This is a genomic window from Roseibium sp. ROS1, from assembly GCF_054658215.1.
The window spans coordinates 860,785-877,959 of sequence record NZ_BAAGIG010000001.1 but is presented as its reverse complement, the minus strand read 5'-3'; the positions used below and the strand labels follow the sequence as shown (position 1 = coordinate 877,959).

15 protein-coding genes are annotated in these 17,175 nt (G+C 60.2%); 7 read left to right on the top strand and 8 right to left on the bottom strand.

The window, feature by feature from the left end; genetic code table 11:
* Positions 1 to 11 precede the first annotated feature (11 nt).
* Positions 12 to 284 carry a DUF1344 domain-containing protein gene (locus ACYQ6M_RS03870; RefSeq protein ID WP_055655759.1) on the top strand — a complete coding sequence of 91 codons (273 nt, stop codon included), beginning with the start codon at positions 12 to 14 and terminating at the stop codon, positions 282 to 284.
* Between the two features lie 284 nt (positions 285 to 568).
* Positions 569 to 3,499, top strand: a complete 2,931-nt coding sequence (gene uvrB, locus ACYQ6M_RS03865) for an excinuclease ABC subunit UvrB (protein WP_460072238.1) — start codon at positions 569 to 571, stop codon at positions 3,497 to 3,499.
* 762 nt (positions 3,500 to 4,261) lie between these two features.
* On the opposite strand, the gene ACYQ6M_RS03860 is transcribed toward uvrB, so the two are convergent.
* The 3 genes from ACYQ6M_RS03860 to ACYQ6M_RS03850 form a co-directional block, all read right to left on the bottom strand.
* Positions 4,262 to 4,549 (bottom strand): GIY-YIG nuclease family protein, encoded by a 288-nt coding sequence (locus ACYQ6M_RS03860; RefSeq protein WP_460072236.1) that lies wholly within the window; start codon positions 4,547 to 4,549, stop codon positions 4,262 to 4,264.
* A 329-nt stretch (positions 4,550 to 4,878) separates the two neighbouring features.
* Positions 4,879 to 5,052, bottom strand: a complete 174-nt coding sequence (locus tag ACYQ6M_RS03855) for a hypothetical protein (RefSeq protein WP_022997999.1) — start codon at positions 5,050 to 5,052, stop codon at positions 4,879 to 4,881.
* A gap of 262 nt (positions 5,053 to 5,314) precedes the next feature.
* Entirely contained in the window at positions 5,315 to 7,207 is a 1,893-nt protein-coding gene (locus tag ACYQ6M_RS03850; protein ID WP_460072234.1) for an OmpA family protein, read from the bottom strand.
* A gap of 235 nt (positions 7,208 to 7,442) precedes the next feature.
* Here ACYQ6M_RS03850 and ACYQ6M_RS03845 point away from each other — a divergent pair, with 235 nt between their 5' ends.
* Complete coding sequence (locus ACYQ6M_RS03845) at positions 7,443 to 8,648, top strand: DUF1176 domain-containing protein (protein WP_460072232.1); 1,206 nt, start codon at positions 7,443 to 7,445, stop codon at positions 8,646 to 8,648.
* Between the two features lie 122 nt (positions 8,649 to 8,770).
* On the opposite strand, the gene ACYQ6M_RS03840 is transcribed toward ACYQ6M_RS03845, so the two are convergent.
* Both ACYQ6M_RS03840 and ACYQ6M_RS03835 read right to left on the bottom strand, forming a co-directional pair.
* Positions 8,771 to 9,145, bottom strand: a complete 375-nt coding sequence (locus tag ACYQ6M_RS03840) for a hypothetical protein (protein ID WP_460072230.1) — start codon at positions 9,143 to 9,145, stop codon at positions 8,771 to 8,773.
* 101 nt (positions 9,146 to 9,246) lie between these two features.
* Positions 9,247 to 9,537, bottom strand: a complete 291-nt coding sequence (locus ACYQ6M_RS03835) for a hypothetical protein (protein ID WP_022998004.1) — start codon at positions 9,535 to 9,537, stop codon at positions 9,247 to 9,249.
* Positions 9,538 to 9,804: 267 nt separating this feature from the next.
* On the opposite strand from ACYQ6M_RS03835, the gene ACYQ6M_RS03830 reads away from it, so the two are divergent.
* Positions 9,805 to 11,286: a coiled-coil domain-containing protein gene (locus ACYQ6M_RS03830; protein WP_022998005.1), complete on the top strand. Its 1,482-nt coding sequence runs from the start codon at positions 9,805 to 9,807 to the stop codon at positions 11,284 to 11,286.
* A gap of 175 nt (positions 11,287 to 11,461) precedes the next feature.
* Positions 11,462 to 12,064: a sugar transferase gene (locus ACYQ6M_RS03825; protein WP_447238705.1), complete on the top strand. Its 603-nt coding sequence runs from the start codon at positions 11,462 to 11,464 to the stop codon at positions 12,062 to 12,064.
* Between the two features lie 9 nt (positions 12,065 to 12,073).
* On the opposite strand, the gene ACYQ6M_RS03820 is transcribed toward ACYQ6M_RS03825, so the two are convergent.
* The 3 genes from ACYQ6M_RS03820 to clpS form a co-directional block, all read right to left on the bottom strand.
* The gene (locus ACYQ6M_RS03820; protein ID WP_075282539.1) at positions 12,074 to 13,222 is read right to left on the bottom strand and encodes an aminotransferase class V-fold PLP-dependent enzyme; all 1,149 of its coding nucleotides are present in this window, start codon (positions 13,220 to 13,222) and stop codon (positions 12,074 to 12,076) included.
* Positions 13,222 to 14,226, bottom strand: a complete 1,005-nt coding sequence (locus tag ACYQ6M_RS03815) for an NAD-dependent epimerase/dehydratase family protein (RefSeq protein ID WP_296597329.1) — start codon at positions 14,224 to 14,226, stop codon at positions 13,222 to 13,224. Before ACYQ6M_RS03815 ends, ACYQ6M_RS03820 begins: the two co-directional genes overlap by 1 nt.
* 284 nt (positions 14,227 to 14,510) lie before the next feature.
* Positions 14,511 to 14,813, bottom strand: a complete 303-nt coding sequence (gene clpS / locus ACYQ6M_RS03810) for an ATP-dependent Clp protease adapter ClpS (RefSeq protein WP_022998009.1) — start codon at positions 14,811 to 14,813, stop codon at positions 14,511 to 14,513.
* Positions 14,814 to 15,243: 430 nt separating this feature from the next.
* Between clpS and ACYQ6M_RS03805 the strand changes: the two genes are divergently transcribed.
* Together ACYQ6M_RS03805 and ACYQ6M_RS03800 are read left to right on the top strand one after the other, a co-directional pair.
* Complete coding sequence (locus tag ACYQ6M_RS03805) at positions 15,244 to 15,807, top strand: chalcone isomerase family protein (RefSeq protein WP_055655778.1); 564 nt, start codon at positions 15,244 to 15,246, stop codon at positions 15,805 to 15,807.
* Positions 15,804 to 17,129 carry an MFS transporter gene (locus tag ACYQ6M_RS03800; RefSeq protein ID WP_460072226.1) on the top strand — a complete coding sequence of 442 codons (1,326 nt, stop codon included), beginning with the start codon at positions 15,804 to 15,806 and terminating at the stop codon, positions 17,127 to 17,129. Before ACYQ6M_RS03805 ends, ACYQ6M_RS03800 begins: the two co-directional genes overlap by 4 nt.
* Positions 17,130 to 17,175 lie beyond the last annotated feature (46 nt).

Here is a 17,175-nt window from a genome sequence, read left to right as displayed (position 1 = left end):
AGGAGACGTGAATGCCAAAATGGCTCATCGCGATTGCGACGGCACCGTTGTTGCTGACTTTGCCCCCGCACAGCCTTCGGTCCGCGCTCGCAGATGAAATCGCAGGTACGATCCTGTCCATCGATCCCTTCGAAGGCCTGTTTTCCCTAGAAGACGGGTCCAGGTTTCTTCTGACCGACACGCTCAGTTCGCAAGATCTGATGATCGGATCGGAAGTCCTGATCACCTTCACGACAACAGTGTCCGGCGACCGCCTGGTGACCGCACTCCAGGTCGTGAACTGAACTGCCCGGCATCTCGCCCTGTCATTCTCACTATCCGGACAGGGCGAACGCCAGCCCGATACTGGCCAAGGCCCCATCAAACGGCCAATGTCCAACTTTTCCATCGGCCCGCACCACCTGCCCTTCGCGGGCCGATTTTTTTCTGATCCTCATCCACCCACCTCCGCCTGTCGGTGGACTTCCTGACAGCCTTATGTCAGGAGACTGACAGGAAGTGGCAAAAAGCGGAACAAACCCGCAACCACCCCCTTTCCTCACGCGTGCAACCGGACCATATTGCGGCCATGAGCAAGCGCCCGACCAAATCCTCCTCCGACGACACGACCTCTGCTGACGGCTTCGGCGAAGCGCCCCAGAAGTCACTTTCCGGAACGCCCCTGTCCGGATCGATCAGTGATTGGGCAGCGGAAATATCGCAGGAAGCAGACAAGCCGGAGCCCAGGAAGGCAGCCCCCCGGAGCGCTGGTGAGGGAAAAGAGGATCGGAACGACGGTGCATCGTCACGGAAGTCAGGCCGCAAGGCCGGTGCCACCGTGAGTGCGAAAAAGGAAAAGCCGACCAAGTCGTCACGCGGCACCTCCATCGGCAAGGCAGACAGCGCCCGCGAACGCGCGGCAGGCGGCCTCAACCCGGTGGCCGGTCTCGACATGTCGCTGGAAGAGGCCGAAAGCCTCGAAAAGCAGCTCAAGCAGCACCAGAAAGACAACAAGAAGAAGAACAAGGAAAGCAAGTACGGCGAGCTGACCGGGAACCAGGGTGCCACCGCGACGGTGGAGGCGCTGTCCGCGCTGATCGAAAGCGGTAACCCCCTGCACAAGAACGGCGAGCTCTGGGTGCCGCATCGGCCGGAGCGCCCGGAGAAGTCCGAAGGCGGTGTGCCGATCGTTCTGAAGTCCGCCTATGAGCCCAAGGGCGACCAGCCGACCGCCATTGCCGACCTGGTGGAAGGTATGGAAAACGGCGACCAGACGCAGGTTCTGCTCGGTGTCACCGGCTCGGGCAAGACCTACACCATGGCGCAGGTGATTTCCCGTACCCAGCGTCCAGCGTTGATCCTAGCCCCCAACAAGACGCTGGCGGCCCAGCTCTACGGCGAATTCAAGTCGTTCTTCCCGGACAACGCGGTCGAGTATTTCGTTTCCTACTACGACTACTACCAGCCGGAAGCCTATGTTCCGCGCACGGACACCTATATCGAGAAGGAAAGCTCGATCAACGAGCAGATCGACCGGATGCGCCACTCCGCCACCCGCTCGCTGCTGGAGCGCGACGACGTCATCATCGTCGCCTCGGTGTCCTGTATCTACGGTATCGGCTCGGTCGAAACCTACACCGCCATGACCTTTGCCATCGAGGTTGGCGAGCGCATGGACCAGCGCCAGCTGATCGCCGATCTTGTGGCCCTTCAATACAAGCGCAACGATGCCGCTTTCCAGCGCGGCACCTTCCGGGTGCGCGGTGACACCATCGAGCTGTTCCCGGCCCACTACGAGGACACCGCCTGGCGCATTTCCATGTTCGGTGACGAGATCGAGTCGATCACCGAGTTCGATCCGCTCACGGGACAGAAGTCGGGCGAGCTGAAAAGCGTCAAGATCTACGCCAACTCGCACTATGTCACGCCCAAGCCGACGCTCAACCAGGCAATCAAGTCGATCAAGGACGAACTCAAGCACCGGCTTGAGGAGCTGAACCAGCACGGCCGCCTGCTGGAGGCTCAGCGGCTGGAACAGCGCACCATGTTCGATCTGGAAATGCTGGAAGCCACCGGCTCCTGCGCCGGCATCGAGAACTATTCCCGCTATCTCACCGGCCGCAAGCCGGGCGAGCCGCCCCCCACCCTGTTCGAATATCTGCCGGACAACGCCATCGTCTTCGCCGATGAGAGCCACGTCACCATCCCGCAGATCGGTGCCATGTACCGGGGCGACTTCCGCCGCAAGGCGACGCTGGCCGAATACGGCTTCCGCCTGCCGTCGTGCATGGACAACCGCCCGCTGCGCTTCGAGGAGTGGAACGCCATGCGGCCGCAGTCCATCGCGGTGTCGGCAACTCCCGGTTCCTGGGAAATGGACCAGTCCGGCGGTGTCTTTGCCGAGCAGGTCATCCGCCCGACCGGGCTGATCGATCCGCCGGTGGAAATCCGCCCGGCCACCAGCCAGGTCGATGACCTTCTGGGCGAAGTGCGCGAAGTGGCCCAGAAAGGCTACCGCACGCTGGTGACCACGCTTACCAAGCGCATGGCCGAGGATCTGACGGAATATCTGCATGAAAACGGCGTGCGCGTGCGCTACATGCACTCCGACATCGACACGCTGGAACGCATCGAGATCCTGCGCGACCTGCGCCTCGGCGCCTTCGACGTGCTGGTCGGCATCAACCTGCTGCGCGAAGGCCTCGACATTCCCGAGTGCGCGCTGGTTGCGATCCTGGATGCGGACAAGGAAGGTTTCCTGCGCTCCGAAACATCGCTGATCCAGACCATCGGCCGCGCGGCACGTAACGTCGACGGCAAGGTCATCCTCTACGCCGACAACATGACCGGTTCCATGGAACGGGCGATCGCCGAAACCAACCGACGCCGCGAAAAGCAGCTCGCCTACAACGAGGAAAACGGCATCACCCCGGAAAGCGTCCGCCGCTCCATCGGCGACATTCTGGAAAGCGTCTACGAGCAGGACCACGTCACCATCGACGCCGGCTTCGCGGAGGAAGGCAACCTCGTCGGCCACAACCTCAAGGCCCATATCGAGGATCTGGAAAAGCAGATGCGCGATGCCGCAGCCGATCTCGACTTCGAGACGGCAGCCCGCCTGCGCGACGAGATCAAGCGCCTGCAGGCAACCGAGCTGGCCGTCGCCGACGACGCCATGGCCCGCCAGTCCGACGTCGACGGCAAGACCGGCGGCTACAAAGGCGACCGCAAGTTCGGCGCCGGCGGCACCAAGGAAGGCGCGAGCGGCAAAAAGAAACAAACCGCCCGCGACAAGGCCCAGGCCGCCAAGGACCGGAACGCCCTGCCCGCCCCCAGCGCCAAGGTGCGCAAGAACACCCTCGACGAAATGACCGTCGGCCGCACGGAAGTCCCCCTCGGCTCGTCAGACCCGGTCAAACCGCTGGTGCGGGCAAAGATCGGCGCAGGGTCCTACGAAGACCCGGCAGAGGAGAAGCGCAACCGCGGACGACCGAAGAAAAGCGGGCGTCCGGGACGGTAAAGAAATCCCCCTGTTGGGAGGGTATTCAAAAGCTCGACGGACCAGGATGACGAGGCTTGGATTGATCGCATCGCCCTGCTTTGTCGTCACCCATGGCTTGACCACGGGATCCATTCCCTGACGGAGCCCAACACAGAAGCTTCGATTGTCGAACAGACACGGCATGGGTTGCAGGGTTGAGCCCTGCAATGACGGTGGAAGCCAGAAGCTGCGAGGCGACCGCAGCCTCTCCTCCTCACAGTCATTCCGGACAAGCGCAGCAAAGCTGCGCGACGATCCGGAACCCAGCGCATCAGCGCGAGCGCAGCTCGCTCCTTAGTCCTCTCTCCCTAGAAATTGAGCGCCTATGGCGCAGACGATGTCTGGATCCCGGATCTGCGTTCGGCGTTGCCGCACTTGTCCGGGATGACCGGTGGGTGGAGCTAGGGACAGGTGTCTTTGACGACAAGCTCGGCGGCGAGACCAGCCCTTCGACACTAACGCTTCCTGTTCGCGAGGCCTCGGCGAACCAGCAGATCTCTCCTCCCCACTGTCATTCCGGACAAGCGCAGAGAAGCTGCGCGACGATCCGGAACCCAGCGCATCAGCGCGAGCGGAGCTCGCACCTCAGTCACCTTCTCCATGAGAAATAAGCGCGCCTTTGGCGCAAACTATGTCTGGATCCCGAATCAGCGTTCAGCGTTGCCGCACTTGTCCGGGACGACGAGTGGGTGGGGATGAGGCTGCGGTTATTCAGGAAAACCGAGCGGTCTGCGTGGCGCTTTACAAGAGCGCCGACGACGATAGGTCCAGCCATTGCGGATTGCTGCGTTCGATGAGGTCAATCTTCCAGCTGCGCCGCCATTTCTTCAGCTGTTTTTCCCGAAGGATTGCCTCATCCATCCGTTCATATAGTTCTGTATGAACGAGCCTGGTAACCCCGTAGGTCTTGGAGAAGCCGTCGATCAAGCCGTTCTGGTGCTCGTAGCGGCGGCGCGGTAGGTTGGTGGTCACGCCGATATAGAGCGTGCCGTTGCGGTTCGAGGCGAGAATGTAGACGGCAGCGGGCATGGTGCGACTATTCCGTGCATCGCCAAGCCTTACAAGAAATAAGGTCATGCCTTCGGCATGAAATATGTCTGGGTTCCGGATCGGCGCGCAGCTGCGCTACGCTTGTCCGGAATGACGGGTGGGTGTGGTCAGGGAGAGGTGGCTCTGACGGTAAATCCGTTTTCAAAGCTGCCCTCATCGCGCCCTAGGGCTCGGACGCGTGAGAAGTGTGGCGAGCTTTTCCTCCCCACCGTCATTCCGGACAAGTGCAGCAAGGCTGCACGCTGATCCGGAATCCAGCGCGTCAGCGCGAGCGTAGCTCGCTCATCTTCTTACGAGATCTGTGCCGCTCAGATGCCCTTGAACAGCACGCCGGCGGCCAGCACGGCCCAGGAACCAATCAGCAAGTGGACGGTGGACACGCCGATGCTCGGGACGGCGACGCCCAGCATGGGGAGCACCGCGACAACGAAAAGGGCCAGAGAAATCAGGAAAACGATAATGGAAGGGGGTGTCAGTCGCATGAAGACCTTCGAAAATGGTTCTGTCGTATGTGCCGCTCGCCTACGGAGGGTCGGCCAGGCGAATCGTATCAATCCCGGACCACCCGGAGAATTCCGGCGCGGACCGATCTGTGCGGCCACATGAGCCGGGCCATCAGGAATTGTCAATGTCAGTTATGGCAAGGATGGTGCCTTCCCACATCTGACGAGACCTTCCTGTCCCGGGCCCGGTTCGTGGCAGGAAACGCGGCGCCAATAAACTTGGCGCCGCGCCGCTATCCTGTTACCTGCGCGCGCTCAAAAGCGGCGTGATGTTGCGGATCGTCACGCGGCGGTTGCGCTCTTCAGCGCCTTGCGTATCGACCTTCAGATAGTCCTCGCCATAACCCTGAACGACCATGTTCTCCGGCGACACGCCATAAATGTCCGCCAGAATACGGGCGACGGTTTCAGCACGGCGGTCGGAAAGCGCGAGGTTGGAAACATCCGAGCCGACAGCATCCGTGTGACCTTCGATCAACAGCACTGTCGTCGGGTCCTGATCGATCAGGGCCTGGGATGCGCGGGCGATGTCCTCAAGTTGCGGAACCTGGCTCTGGCGCACCACGGCACTGCCGGTGTCGAAGGTGATCGTGTCGAGATCCACCCGGCGCACCTTGTCGCGCAGGCGTTCGTTTTCACGAATGTCGCGCAGGGAATAGGCCTGTTCCACCTGTTCCACCGGCGGCGCAGTGAAGGTCTGGTAGATCTCGTCATAGTTCGCCCGGCCTGCCGGAACGATGTAACGATCGCGCGGGATGCCGACTTCCAGCGGCGGCAGTTCGCGGTCGTAGTTACGGCGGCGGTGATTGTATTCGCGATTGTCGATCAGCACATACTCGCGGCCATCCGGCAGAAGGCGTGAGCGGTAAAGCACATAGCCGCCCTCGTCACGGATGGTGATGATCTTCACGCCGTTGGTGCGGGTGACGGTTTCGCGCGTGCGGCCGCCACGCAGGCGTTCGGCGTGGAACTCGTCATCGCCATAGCGCAGCAGGCTGCTTTCGTCCTTGCGCACGAAATATTCGCCGTCCCGCTCAACGATGATACGGTCACCCTGATCCTCGACCACCTTGCCGCCAAGGGCCGGGATCAGCATACCGACGCCGACACCAACAGCCGCGGCACCAAGCAGTTCCAGCCTGCGGTCGCGGGCTTCATCACGGCGGCGTTCTTCCTTCGCCTTGATTTCGGCGCGCTGCGCTTCCGTTGCGTCGTCCGAGACGACGGCCGCCGGTTCTTCCGCCGGTGCGGTCGCCTGGGCAGCGATCGGCTCACCCGGCTCTTCGGTCACGGTTTCATCTGCCGCGGTGGCTTCGACCGGGGCGACAGCAGGTGCGATCTCTTCGGAAGCCTTCGGCTGTTCCGCGGTTTTCTGATCGGCACCAGCTTCATCGGTGGCGGTTTCGTCGGCACTCTTCTCGGTGCTCTCCTGCGCAGTGGGTTCCTCGGCCGCAGGCGCTTCAGTCGAAACGGCATCCGCCGGCTGTTCTTCCGCCTGCGGTTCCGTGCTCTCCGCGGCATCCGCCTGTCCGGCATCAGCAGGTTGCTCTTCCACCGGCTGTTCGGATGCCGGCTCGGCCGCGGTCTCTTCCGCGGGCGCAGCTTCTTCGACAGGCGCTTCCGGCTTTGCCTCCGGCGAGGTCGTTTCTTCTGCGGTCAGGGGTTTTTCCACCGGCGCGGTTTCTTCAACCGGCGCGGCGGGTTTCTCGGCGGGAGCTGCCTCCTCCACGGGGGCTGTCGGTTTCGCCTCAGGCTGCGCATCTTCTGTCGCGACGGGCTCAGCAGCGGCAGGCGCCGGCTCTTCTGCCTGGGTTTCCTGAGCAGCTTCGGGGGCAACATCTTCCACCGCACCTTCTTCAGGTGCCGGCTCGGCAGGCGCTTCTTCGGCCGCAGCTTCCGAGGCAGGAGCTTCCGCAGCAGGTGCTTCTGCGGCGGGAGCTTCTTCGGCAGAAGTGTCAGGGGCTGGCGCTTCTTCCACAGGTGCGGCTTCCTGGTTCTTGCAGGCTTCCTGATCCGGATTGGCCGCACAATCGACAGTCGTCTCCTGAGCACGTGGCAGGCCCGGCTGCAGCGGCAGGCCGATCGCCAGGACAAGCGCCATGGCCGTTGAATTTCGAAGCAATCTCGACGTCATTCTTTTCATCCTCTCGCCCCCCAACGGACTTTACCGAACCGATCACGGCCTGGAACACTCGAAGGAAAACAAGTGACCGGAGCTTTTGTTCCAACGTCATTTTCGCGGATGCGGTTGTGCCCTCGCGTCACCTCGACTTTCCGTACATCCGTCTTTCGCCCGATTGACTTGCGGTCGCACAGCGCCATGGTGGGGTGGGGGCCGGCGACCAGCCGGCATTGTCAGAGGGGCTGACATGACAAAACAAATACTTGCATTTTCATCGGTCGCGCTGGTCCTTGCCGGGCCGGCGGCAGCCGAACTCGCGAGAACCGAATTCGGCGACTGGTCGCTACGTTGCAACGAGAAGACCTACTGCATTGCCGAAACCGAAGGCACCGGTTCAAATGACGAAGCGTTCAGGCTTAAGGTGGAACGCAGCGCCAAGGCAGACGCGCAGGTTTTTGTAACCCTGAGGCCGAAAACGCCACTCGAAACCGGCATGCGCGCCCGGATCGAAATCGAAGGCGACGAGGACAATGTCGGTTTCTTCGGCAAGGCTGCAAAGGTCTACACCGGCAATGAGATGACCTTCGGCGGTGACGCCGACCGGGACCTGATCGAAAACCTGCGCCTCGGCCAGGACGCTTCGATCCAGATCGAATTTGGCGGTAGCGCGGGCACGATCACCTACGAAGTCTCCCTCTCCGGCATCACCCATGCACTCCTGAAAATGGATGAAGTGCAGGGCCGCATCGGCCGGCAGGACGCCATCGTGGCCTGGGGAGGTTTGCCTTCTGCCAAAGCCACCGGCATTGCCGCAGCCGCCGCTTCATCCCCGTCACCGGCACAGCCTGCTCCCGCCCCATCTCCGGCACCAGCCGAAACGGTAGCCGAGGCACCCGTCGACGATCTGCCGCCACCGATCATGCCGTCTCAGGAGACCAGCAACAGCGGCGTCAACCGCGGCGAGATTGGTCAGGTCTATGCGGTCAGCGAGCTTCCGGACGAGATCCAGATGATGGGTTACCGCACGCTGGGGTGTCAGCTTGCGGAAACGGTGCCCGCCTTCGGCGCGCAATACTACGCGGAAGGCGACGTGGAGACCTGGGTCGTTCCCTGTCAGATGGCCGACCTCAACGTGCCTTACTACCTGGCGATCCATGTTCCCTTCGATCCGTCGCTGGACGAGTGGAAGGAGTTCGAGACACCCCCCGGCTTCAACCAGCCCAACCATGCCCTGGTCAACAACCTGTTCTACGACCCGGGCAGCGGCCAGGTGACGGGCACCACCTACCATTCGCCCAACTACGACTGCGGCACCTTCGAGCGCCACGAGGTTGAAGCGGAAAGCGGCAACTACACCCTGATGGAATATCTCGAAAAGACCGACTGCGACGGCATCACCGGCCCGCCCGAGGGCTGGCCCCTGAGCTGGACGATCGACGAGATGGGGGATTAGAGCCTTCGCGGGAGGGGCTCAATGGAACCTTCACCCCGGAACACCACCATCATTCCGGACAAGCGAGGTGCAAGCCGAGAGCCGATCTGGAATGGCGGTCTGATTGATGCTTTGAGGCAGGCCTATTGCTTGTCCGGAAACAGCCCATGAAAGACAGCGCACTGGACCATCAGGACGCCGTTCATGGTCTGGGCATTCATGTCGACGACGATTTCCACATAGGCCGAGTGCGACCCCATGATGGTTTCAAGCTGGAGCTTGCATTCTTCAATGTCGCCGTCGGTCTCAATCGCCAGATCGGTTGTTTCCCCACTGCCGATGTCGAGCTTCAGGGACAGGACAAGCGGGTCTTCATCGACATGGTTTCCTTCAGCAACGGCCAGAATATCGCTGCCCGCAATCCTGTAGGTGTGAAACACCTGATAGGCACTGGCAGGGAGGTACGAAAAGAAAAAGAGAGCAAGACCCAACAGGAATGTCTTTTGGAAAAAACGCATATCTGTCTCCGCGGAAACTTTCAGAAATCCCTGGCATTTCGGCGGATACGGCAAGTGACGTCAACTGCAATCAGTGAAGATTGAGACAACCCGGCCCGGATTTAACGGGGGACCGCCGGCAGAACGAAAAACAGGACGATGGCAATCGCGAAAGCCGCCAGCGCCAGAAAATAGAGCCGCGCGATGCGTCGGCGTCCGGGTTCAGCTTCGTCACCAAACCCGCCAGGCGTGAACATCCGTTTCCACATGCCAACGCCCTTCAGCGGCGAAAACGCAGCCTCCTCCAGAAGGTTGAGACGCTTGATGAACAGAAGAGCGCTCACATAGCCGGCAATCATCAGGAGAAATGCCAGCGTCATGAAGGTCATGAAGATCAGATAAGCGGGTGTCATGCCCTCTCTCCTTCCCACTTCGAAACGGCCCGCAAACAGTCTTTGCGGCATGTGCAGCCCGTTGCAACCCGCCACACTTGTTAACCATAGGTGCAAATCCGTTAAAATGCCGGGGATATCTGTCTTTTGAGGGTAACACTTCACACTGTATTCTGCGGTCAGCTTGCCCTGAGTCGTTGAAACCGCCAGCGCTTATGGGTTAATAAAGAGTTAAAGTATTGCGTATCTTTCGCCGGGCGGCGCCGGCGGGAAAGTCAGGAGACAGGAATGGGCATTTTCTCGAAATCCTCGCGCCCCGGCGGTGACCAGGAGCAGCGGGTCGAGACCGTGAAAGAGGCAAGCGAAATTCAGGAAACCGCACAGGCTCCTGAAAAGAGCAATATCGAGCATCTTTCCCCGTTCGCCCTGAAAATGCAGGAAAAGATGAACCATCTGGACGGGCTCAAGTCCCGCATCGGCGGTCTCAACCAGACCTTCGAACAGATGGCTGCGTTTGCTGCAGAAAGCCAGACGTCGATCCGCCTTATGGCCGAATACCTTGAAGGCTCCCGGACGACCGTGGAAACCGAGGTCCGGCTGAAATCCGAAAACGCCAAGATCTCCACCGACCTGCTTGACGCCGAACACAAGGTCCGGACGCTCACCACCCAGCTGGAAGATGCCCAGGCCGAAGTCCATTCCCTGCGCAAGCGTGCAACCGAGACCCGCACGGCGCTGGAAACCGCCCGTAACGACATCGTCTCCATTCGCGACAACAACAAGAAGGTCAACGAGGAATACCGGCTGCAGAGCGCCAAGCTCGTGGAAGCCAATTCCCAGGTGTCTGATCTCTCCGGCAAGCTCAACGACCTAAAGGCCAAGTTCGAGACGCTGGAAAAACATGCCGAGAGCCTCGGTTCCGATCTGGAAGCGGTTCGTCACCGCGAAAAGGAACTGCAGCAGAACCTGTCCGAAAGCGCCAAGCTGCTGGAAGACGAAATCCGCAAGAACAACCAGGTCACCAGCGAGCTGGAAGCGGTCAAGCGCGAAGTCGGCGAATTCCGCAACGACAACATCGACCTCAAGTCTCACCTGGATGTTGCCAATCAGGAACTGGCCTACGCGAAAAGCCGGCTTGAGGAAGAACAGCGCAAGCACGACAACGAGGTCTATGCGCTGAACGCGGAAATCGAAAACCTCTCGTCCCAGCGCCGTATCGGCGCCCAGTCTCTGCAGGAGATGGCGCGCGAGAACTCCACGCTGAAGGAACGCAGCCGCGATCTTCTCAAGCGCATGCAGGAAATCGAACATCTGCTCGACAGTGCGCAGAAGAACCACGAAAAAGACCGCAACGAGCTGATGGCGACCACCGCCAAGCTGCGTGAGCTGAACCTGCGCTACAACTCGGCCCTGACGGACCTGAACCACCAGCGCAACCAGAACCAGAAATACGCCGACAATCTGGAAGACCTGATCGAAGAGAACAAGCGTCTGCAGCGTTACAAGATCCAGGTCGACACTGCCAACGAGCAGATCGTCCAGCTGAAGTCGGTCATCGTCAACTATCAGATGGCAATGGAAGGCCGCGGTCCGGCCGAAGAACTCGGACTGACCGAAGGCTACGATCCGGCTGCCGAGCTTGGCATTACCGAGCCGCTTTCGAACGAATTCGAGCCGATCGACATTGACGGTGACGGATCCGACGACGACGGTCCGGACGACAACACCCCGAACGGCGGCGACGACAAGATCGTCAAGCTGCGCGACTGACGCAGCCCTCTGTCCGGCATTTGTCATCCGGCCGCAGATAACACGAGCAGATCAGGCCCCGGCTATCCAAGTCCGGGGCCTCGTTTTTCAAAGACCGTTTTCCTGCCGCGTTTCCGGCAGAATGTCCGGGCGCACCGGGCGTATTTCAGCGACATCCCCGTACAATGACGATTTGATGAGCAAGGTATTCGCCGCCGTTTTGTTGATCCTGTTGTCGCCGCTTCTGGCCGGCATCGCCGTTCTCGTCTGGCTTGGTGATCGGAAGGCGCCGTTTTTCATTGCCAGACGAACCGGCCTGGGCGGTGGTACCTTTGCGATGGTGAAATTCCGGACCATGCGCCCCGGCACGAGCGACGCAAGCGCGATCACCGAAGTGCGAGACAACCGTATCACCCCCATCGGCAGCTTCCTGCGGAACACAAAACTCGACGAACTGCCTCAGCTGTTCAACATCCTGCGGGGGGACATGGCGTTCTTCGGGCCGAGGCCGGAAGACCCTGGCATTGTCGCCCGTTACTATGACGATGAGATGCGAAGATCGCTGTTGTTCCTGCCCGGCCTGATCAGCCCGGGCACACTGTGGGCCCTGACCAATTTGAACCGGATCGAAGGCGCGGACGACGCCGAAGATGTCTATGCACGCGAAATCCTGCCCGAACGGCTCGCGCGCGATACTGCCTATTTCGAACAGGCCGGTTTCATGTCCCATACGCAACTTGCAATGAAGACCCTGGCCACTCTGCTGCACCGGGCGGTTTCGGCTGAAAATCGGGAGTAACTGATCGCTTCAGCCAAGTTCAGCTTTCAGGAACTCGCAGATCCGGGCTGCATCACCCGTGCTCAGGTCCATGTGCACTGGAAGACGCACCAGCCGGCCCCACGTGTTTTCCGCACCAACGCAGCTGCCAGCCAAGATCCGCCCGGCAAAGCTGGAAAGATGCAGCGGCTTGTAGTGGGACTGCAAACCAAGCCCCATTCGGGCAGCCCCCTGCAATATTCGGTATGTCGTTTCCCGGTCGCTTGCGAGGAAGGCGAAGGAATAGCCGTTCGCCTTTGTACCCTTGCCTGGCCGCAGGATCTCGATCGGCAGATCCCGCAGGGACTTTTCGTAGTACGCCCAGATCGCGCGGCTTTTCAGGAGGATCTCTCTTGAATGCACCAACTGGCTGTAAAGCAAGGCAGCATTCAGGTCGGGCATTTCGAAGCTCGAAGAAACCGAGGTCCATTCATAATGGTTCACTTCGCCCCTTGCGAAGGCGGGAAAGTTCGTGCCCCGCGCCAACAGCTCTTCAACACGCTCGCGCAGGTGGGAATTGTCGCTGTTCAACACCAGCGCGCCGCCGTGCCCTGCGCTGATGATCTTGGTTTCATGGAAGGAATAGGCGGCAAACAGACCGCACGTCCCAACGGCCCGGCCATCCTGCTTGGCGCCGAATGCCTGGGCCGCATCTTCCAGGATGACGACCCCGTGCCGATCGCACAGATCCTTGATTGCCGCCATTGGAGCTGCCGCGCCGCCATAATGCACAACGACGACAGCTCTGGTCCGGCTTGTCAGCCGTGCCTCCAGTGTTTCCGGCGTTACCATCATCGTTGCCGGATCAATGTCGGCCAGCACGATCCGCGCTCCCTTGCGGGCAAAGGCCGTCGCTGTTGCGCAGAAGGTGAACGAAGGAACGATGACCTCGTCTTCCGGCCCCAGATCCAGCGCAAGGGCCGAGATTTCAAGTGCGGACGTGCAGGAATTGGTCAGGAACACACGGTCATGGCCAACATGCTGGCTCACCAGCGTCTTCGCCTTCCGGCTATAACTCCCGCCGGAGCGCAGATGTTTGCTGCTGAGCGCCGATGCCACCGCATCGTAAGTTGCGGGTGGAATATGCGGCGCATGAAAGCGGATCGGCGGAAGCGCAGCTTCTGTCGGCAGGCTCAGCATCAGAATCTTTCTTCGTCGGCAAAGCGACGGACACGGGCCCGCATTTCGCGGTAGATCGCGCGCAGCTCCTGATCGACTGAGCTCTTCTGTCGGTACCCGAGAGACCGCAGGCGACTGTCGTCGATCCGGTAAGCCGCATCGTTGGTTACACGATCCCGAATGAAATGAAGACCGGTGGAGACGCCGGTTATTTCGCAAACCCGCCGCGCCACCTCAAGCACAGACAAGTCCTCTTCCCCGGAAACGTTGAAGATCTCGAGCGCCTGTTCGTCCTGTGTGTTGAGCACCAGACCGATGGCGGCGGCGAGATCGCTGACGGGCAGAAAACTGCGTTCCTGGGCACCCGTGCCTTCAATCGTCAGCTTCTGGCCCTTCAGTGCCTGCATGACGAAACGCGGAAACAGCTTTTCCGGGTTCTGTCCGGTGCCAACGGCATTGGTCGGCCGCAGGATCGTTGACCTGAGGCCATTTTGCGCAGCCATCATGACAGCCTCCTCAGCCATGGCCTTGGATGTCGCATAGGGTGTCGTCGGCCGCATCGGAGCGGTTTCGCGAACCTCCTCCATTGCAGGACCATAGACTTCGTCCGTGCTGACATGAATGAAATGCTTCACGCCAGCGTCCTGCGCCCCCTTCAGAAGGGTTTCAGTGCCGGTCACATTGACGTCAAAGAAGAGTTCCGGGTCTGCGAACGACCGCGGCACATGGGTTTCTGCCGCCAGATGGATCACCGCGTCGCATTCATGCAGCGCAGCCGCCACATCGATCGGCGAGCGGATGTCTCCGCGAATGACGGGAAGATCTCCCGCTTCACCGATGGGTGCCAGGCGGCGAAAATCAGCCGCGTAGGAGACCCGGTCCAGGATCACCGTCTCGGCGACATTCGCCATCCTTGCAACACGCTTGAAAACCTTGGACCCGATAAAACCCAGGCCACCGGTTACAACGATCTTGCGAAAGGAAATGTTCTGTTTCGGAGCAACTGTCTTTGCACAATGTTCCATATTGGCACAAATCCTGATATATGCAGCGTTTGATTGCATATTCAGCAGATTTCGTGCCAGTCACCTCCGGCATGAGGGTGTGCAAGGGTGAAACGCAGTCTGAGCAGCACAGTGTCCCGGGCCGGTATTTGGCGAGAACAAGTTGCACCCCGGAAGCCACCCCAAGACAAATAGCTCTTTTTTGTCAGTTACCTGACACAAGAAGATCGTTTCTGCCGGCAGAGCGCGCGGCTAAGCCTGCATGGACGATGACAATTGACGAAGGAATTTAGCCGACCGTAGATTCACTCAGGCTCAACGGTGAACTGCAGCGGATAGCCAAGTTGAACCGCAGCATCGATAGCGCGTGTAGCCTTGGTTTCGGCGACGTCACGCGGATAGACGGAGACGACACAGATCCCCTTCTGGTGCGCTGTCATCATCACGACCTCAGCCTGGGATTCGTCCAGGCGGAACTCCGCCTTCAGGATCAGGACGACAAATTCCCGCGGCGTATAGTCGTCGTTCAGCAGCATCACCTTGTAAAGTTTTGGCCGCTGCACCTTCGTCTTTTGCTTCAGTTTCGGTTTGAAATCGATCTCACTCATGACAATCGTCCAAGCTGACGCCTAAGGTTCCGCACGATGCGGTCTCACCTGAGAAATGGAAATTGTGCCGGAGAATTTCACCGGCTGCATGCTGCCAGACCCGATCCGCTCCCGATGCCGTCATCTTGAGTGACGCAGCGTCCGCAGCAGGCCCATGCTTTCCCTCACTATACTGCATCGCGAAATCGAAGAAAACATGACAGCTGGAAATCTTGCCACCGTTTCGAGAAAAAACGGCAGGCGAGACATGATGAGACCGTATCGCACATAGCGCCGAGGTTTTGACGCCAGGCAGCCGCGAGATGAAAGGCAGGCCGTCTCCTCTGTGGCGGTTTTCCGAAAGAAGGTTGCTTTCACTAATCCGGCAACGCGGTTCCCCCGTAGATCCTTTCAGGCTGGGTACACGACAAGATCTGCGGAGGGTTGTTCGATGTTTCCTCATTTGAAGACACAAGGGTTCCGGTGGCGCAGGTTCGCTTTCGCGCTCGCCCTGGCATTCGCTGTTGCAGCACCTGCCGGCGCGGCCTTCGCCGACCTGGGTTCAGCAGCCAGGCTGCTTCCGTCTGCCGAACTGGTTGGCAAGGGCCGGATGACCTTCCTCGGCTTCAAGGTGTTTGACGCGGAACTCTATGCCCCGCAAGGCACCTATAGCCCGTCGGCCCCTTTTGCCTTGAAGCTCACCTATCTGCGCACCTTCAAGGGCAAGCAGATAGCTGAAAGCTCGGTCAAGGAAATCCGCCGGCAGGGCGGCGTCTCGGATGCTCAGCTTGCCAAGTGGCAAACCCAGATGGAAGCCCTGTTTCCAAATGTCTCCCCCGGACAATCGATTACGGGTGTACGCACCAGCAGCGGCAAGGCCGAGTTCTATCTCGGCAACCAGAAGCTCGGCACGATCTCCGACCCGGCATTCACGAAGAAGTTCTTCGCTATCTGGCTGGGCAACAACACGCGTGATCCTCAGTTGCGCGCGCAACTGGTCGGGTCCGGTTCGTGACGACACGACTGTCGGACGACGCTGCGGCTCTGCCAAAAAAATCCGGTGATACAGGAAGCGTGACGCTTTCCGGCCTTGCGACCTATGGAGTCATGGCATTTCCCCTGGCATTTGCCGGTTTGCCGATCTACCTGCACGCCCCGGATTTTTATGCCGTCACCTTGCAGCAACCCGTGGCGACGCTCGGCGCCATTCTTCTTGCCCTGCGCCTGTTCGACGCCATCCAGGATCCTTTCATTGGCAGCCTCAGCGACCGGTTTCACCAGTGGCGCGGGACTGTTCTGGCGCTTGGCGCAATCCTGCTTGGCGTGGGCTTCTGGATGCTGTTTCATCCCTGGAAGGAGGCACCGCTTGTCTGGTTTACTGCCTCCGTGCTCATCTGCACCACGGGATATTCGGTCGTCACCATCAACTACCAGACACTGGGCGGTCTCTGGAAAACCAGTGCCTCCGACAGGACCCCGGTAACGGCGGCACGGGAAGGGTTCGGGCTTGCCGGTCTCCTCATTGCGTCGGTCCTGCCCGCCGCACTGGCAACACGGACCGGCATCGAAACGGCATTTCTCTATGTGACGCTTGGCTATCTGCCACTTTTGGCGGTCTCCTTGTGGCTCCTGTTACGATGGGTGCGGTCGGCACCCCTTGAAAACCCGCAAACAGCTGGTCCGGTAATGGGCTGGTGGACCCTGTTGCGGAGCCGCTGGAGGCGTCTGTTTTTCGGGCTGCTGTTTCTCAATATTTTCGCAAGCGCGATCCCCGCCGTCCTGGTGCTGTTCTTCATCCGCGACAGGCTGGGGGCCGAGAGCTACACAGGGCTTTTTCTGCTGGTCTATTTCCTGTCAGGCGTCATCTCGATGCCGCTCTGGACCCGGCTTGCCCGACATTTCGGCAAGGTGCGGGCGTGGCAAATGTCACTGGCCGGCGCCATCTTCACGTTCTGCTGGGCCGCTCTTCTGGGAGAGGGAGATCTGACAGCCTATGCGTTTGTCTGCGCCCTGTCCGGCCTGGCGCTAGGCGCCGACCTTGCCTTGCCACCCGCCATATTGGCGGACCATATCGACACGGACCGGCGCCAGGGGGAGGCGTCGCGCCTTTTTGCGATTATGGCATTCTTGTCCAAGTCCGGTCTCGCCCTTGCCACCGGCCTCACGCTGCCTTTGTTGGGCCTGTTCGGGTATCAGCCGGGAACTGCCCTCACCGCACAACTCGGCTTTCTGCTCAGCCTCACTTATGCGGGCGTGCCCTGTCTCATCAAACTGTGCGCGCTCTTGTGCCTGATCGCGTTTGAAAAGGACCTGACACAGGAAAAAACCGCCGGGTAACCCGTCCCGGCATCTCGACACGCCGCTTGCAGCCCTGACGACAAGA